A 3,922-nucleotide genomic window follows, 5' to 3' on the forward strand; every position below is an offset into this window, starting at 1 on the left:
GGGCGGCCTCGCGCGCGGTCGCGAAGGCGGGGCGCACCAGGGCGTGAGCCGGGCCCAGCAGCAGGCGCGTCTCCGCCCCGACCAGGCCGGCGTAGTCCTCCGCCCGCCGCGCCGGGCCCGGATCCAACAAGAGGCCGGCGTGCAGCGGCCGGTCGGCGAGGTCGTCGACCACCAGCGCCGGGCGGCCGCCCGCGATCTCGGCCTGGTGCTCGCGCTGCAGGCGGAAGTGGTCGAACACCACCGCGTCGAAGGCCGCGGCCTCGGCCGCCGTCACGAGCGCCTCGGGCGTGGTCGCGGCGGCCGCGACCCGCTCCATCCGGCTGTCGGCGAAGGCGTCCAGCACGGTCGCGACATCGGGCGCGGCCAGGAAGGCGCAGGTCGCGCCGCGGTCGGCCAGGGCCCCCGCCAGGGTCAGGGCGCGCATGACGTGGCCGCCGCCGACATCGGGGCCGGCGTCCACGACGAAGAGCACGCGCGGGCGGCTGAGGTCGGTCATGCCCACCGGTTACCCCGTTGAGGCGTAACGGCCAAGCGCGGGCGCCGAACCGAAATTTCTTGAGACGGCGAAGGTCGAGCGCCTGCGAGCGTGTCAGTAATTTTCCGGGCGTCGCCCCAATGGCAAAGCAGTACGGCTTCGCTGTTAAGACAACTGGCGCTGCTATACGGAGAGCGTTGCTGGTATCGGCCGCGCTTTACTGCCTCGTTTCCTGATAAGCGCGACCTATTTTCTGTACAGGTCGGAACAAGGCGGAAATTGGGCGGGTTGTGCGGACCGGAGGGGAGAACGAGCCCTCCAGTAGGCAATTTCGCGCTCCCTCGGAGAGAACAAATGCACAGCAAGGTTCTGTTGGGTTCGGTTTCCGCCGCTATTTTGGCCACTGCGGCCTTCCATGCGGCCCCCGCCTACGCACGTTGGAGCGAGCCGGACACCGTCACCAACTCCAACAACAACAACAGCCAGAACAACAGCCAGAACAACAGCCAAAACAACTCTCAGAACAACTCCCAGGACAAATCCGGACAGAACAACTCTTCTGCGACGGACAACAACAACGACAAGTCCACGGATTCGTCGACCAACGACTCCAACAACGGCAACGACGCCTCGTCGAACGACGACAATTCGACGAACACGTCGACCGACACGGCGACGGACAACTCGACGCACGACGACAATTCGGTCGACACCGACACGGATTCGTCGACCAACGATTCCAATAACGGCAACGACAGCTCGTCGAACGACGACAATTCGACGAACACGTCGACCGACACGGCGACCGACAACTCGACGCACGACGACAATTCGGTCGACACCGACACGGATTCGTCGACGAACGACTCCAACAACGGCAACGACAGCTCGTCGAACGACGACAACTCGACGAACACCAGCACCGATACGGCGACCGACAACTCGTCCCACGACGACAATTCGGTCGACACCGACACGGACTCGTCGACGAACGACTCCAACAACGGCAACGACAGCTCGTCGAACGACGATAATTCGACGAACACCTCGACCGACACCGCGACCGACAATTCGACCGACAGCTCGGACTCGAACAACGGTAACGACAGCTCGTCGAACGACGACAACTCGACGAACGACTCGAACAACACCGACAACTCGCACGCCGACGACAATTCGGTCGACACCGACACGGACTCGTCCACGAACGACTCCAACAACGGTAACGACAGCTCGTCGAACGACGACAACTCGACGAACACTGACACTGCTACCGATAGCTCGACCGACAATTCGGACTCGAACAACGGTAACGACAGCTCGTCGAATGACGACAATTCGACGAACGACTCGAACAACACCTCGACCGACACCGACTCGCACGACGACAATTCGGTGAACACGACCACCGACTCGTCCGACTCGAACAACGGCAATGACGCTTCGTCGAACGACGACAACTCGACGAACACCGACAATTCCGGTCAGGACAACTCGACCAACACCGACAACAACAACGACAAGTCGACTAACTCGAACGACGATAATTCTACCGAGGCGAATAACAACGACAACTCGACCGACAATTCGACCGAGGCCAACAACAACGATAATTCGACCGACAATTCGACCGAGGCGAACAACAACGACAACTCGATCCACGACTCGAACAACACTGACAGCTCGACCCACACCTTCGACCTGCGGGTCGCGGTGTCGGTCAACGAGCTGAACGGTGAAGTGAGCGGCAACTCGATCACGTCCGGTGGGACCGAGGACGCGGCGAACTTCTGGTCGGGCAATGTGAGCAACAACAACGGCGGCAGCTTCGCCGGCATCCAGACGATGAACCAGAACTCTGGCCAGCTCTCGCTGAACCAGGCGGGGACGTCGGTGTCGGCCAACTCGAACGTCTCGTTCGGGCCGGGCGGCTGATCGTCAGTCACGCGTACCGGGCCGGAGGCGTCAGCCTCCGGCCCTCTTTCGTGTCTGTGCGGGGGCGCCGCTCAGCTTTTCAGCGAGGGACGTGTGATGTGGGCGAAATATTGGCTGGCCGGGGCGTTGGTGGCCGCGGCCGGCGGAACGGCCCAGGCTCAGGCAGCGCCGCAGGCGGCCTTCTTGGCCCCGGCGGCCGTGACGTTGGTGGCGGAGCCGCCGGTCGGGTGGGTGGACCGGACCGCGGCCGACCTGCCGATCCTCGACATGCCGGCGGCGGATGCGCCGATCATCGACATGGCGTCGGCTGAGGCGATCGAGCCGAACCCGTTCGGGACGACGGTGGTGGGCGCGGCGGATCTGGCCGAGATGGCCGGCGGTCAGGCGGTGGTGATTGCGATCTCCAACCACGACCTGGACGCCATCAACCGCGACAACACCATCACGGCCGACACGGTGGGGTCGGGGAACGTGGAGCTGGGGGCCAACGCCTTCTCCGGCTTCAACGGCATCGGCAACTTCGTGATCAACACCGGCCACAACAACAACCTGCAGGGCAGTCTCAGCGTCAACGTCGTGCTGACGCAATAAGGGGGAGGGCGGGATGATCCAGTCGACGCGTCTCCTCCTCATGGCGGGCGCGGCGTTGCTTGCGGCCTCGGCGGGCCCTGCGTCCGCCGAGGTCCTGCTGTCCGGCCAGGCGGCCGGCGGCTCCTACGCCGTAAAGGTCGTGAGCTATCGCGACATTCCGTTCCGGACGGTCGTGCGCCAGCAGTACGATTTCAGCTGCGGGTCGGCCGCCCTGGCCACCCTGCTGCGCTACCACTACGGCATGGCCGTCGGCGAGACCGACACCTTCAAGGGCATGTGGGACAAGGGCGACCAGACCAAGATCCAGAAGGTCGGCTTCTCCCTGCTCGACATGAAGCGCTACCTCGAGAGCCACGGCTACCGCGCCGACGGCTTCCGCCTGCCGCTGTCGCAGCTGGAGCAGGTCGAGGCGCCGGGCATCGCCCTGATCGACCTGGGCAGCTATCGCCACTTCGTGGTGATCAAGGGCGTGCGCGGCGACAAGGTGCTGGTCGGCGACCCGGCGCACGGGCTGAAGACCTACAGCCGCGCCGACTTCGAGAAGATGTGGAACGGCGTGGTGTTCGCCATTCACAGCGGCGCGCCCGCGCCGGGCGAGTTCAACCGCGACGCCGAATGGAAGCCGTTCGCGCGGGCGCCGCTGAGCCAGCGTCTGGCCGACACCGACCTGGAGGCGATGACCCGCGACCTCTCGCCGATGTACCAGATCACCCTGATCCACGACATTTCGACCCCGGTGACGCCATGAGGGCGGCGCGCGCTCTGATGCTCGCCGGCGTGCTCGGCGGCGCGACCCTGGAGGCCGCTCCGGCCGGCGCCGCCCTGCCGCAGGCCGGGACCGCGCTGGACGGCGACCCGCTCGCTCCGGCCCCCGCCGACCTGATCGCGGCGGCCATGTTCCGCGGCGACCCGGCCCTGCTC

At 65.2% G+C, this 3,922-nt stretch carries 3 protein-coding genes and 1 pseudogene; 3 read left to right on the plus strand and 1 reads right to left on the minus strand.

Annotated elements, in window-relative coordinates:
- Nucleotides 1-496 (minus strand): annotated as a pseudogene (locus G3573_RS20640) (UDP-2,4-diacetamido-2,4,6-trideoxy-beta-L-altropyranose hydrolase); the annotation flags it as partial.
- A 333-nt stretch (nt 497-829) separates the two neighbouring features.
- Here G3573_RS20640 and G3573_RS20645 point away from each other — a divergent pair.
- From G3573_RS20645 to G3573_RS20655, 3 genes are all read left to right on the plus strand, one after another.
- Nucleotides 830-2,410, plus strand: coding sequence for a hypothetical protein (locus tag G3573_RS20645; protein WP_163263539.1), 1,581 nt, complete (start codon nt 830-832; stop codon nt 2,408-2,410).
- 96 nt (nt 2,411-2,506) lie between these two features.
- Nucleotides 2,507-3,001: a hypothetical protein gene (locus G3573_RS20650; protein ID WP_163263540.1), complete on the plus strand. Its 495-nt coding sequence runs from the start codon at nt 2,507-2,509 to the stop codon at nt 2,999-3,001.
- Nucleotides 3,002-3,014: 13 nt separating this feature from the next.
- Nucleotides 3,015-3,749, plus strand: coding sequence for a C39 family peptidase (locus G3573_RS20655; protein WP_163263541.1), 735 nt, complete (start codon nt 3,015-3,017; stop codon nt 3,747-3,749).
- Nucleotides 3,750-3,922: the final 173 nt, after the last annotated feature.

Origin of the sequence: Caulobacter sp. 17J65-9, from assembly GCF_010975005.1 — a bacterium.
GTDB lineage: Bacteria > Pseudomonadota > Alphaproteobacteria > Caulobacterales > Caulobacteraceae > 17J80-11.

Bases quoted from the DNA above. Each gene is read 5' to 3' on its own strand.
- G3573_RS20645 (WP_163263539.1), top strand. From the start codon at position 830: ATGCACAGCAAGGTTCTGTTGGGTTCGGTTTCCGCCGCTATTTTGGCC.
- G3573_RS20650 (WP_163263540.1), top strand. From the start codon at position 2,507: ATGTGGGCGAAATATTGGCTGGCCGGGGCGTTGGTGGCCGCGGCCGGC.
- G3573_RS20655 (WP_163263541.1), top strand. From the start codon at position 3,015: ATGATCCAGTCGACGCGTCTCCTCCTCATGGCGGGCGCGGCGTTGCTT.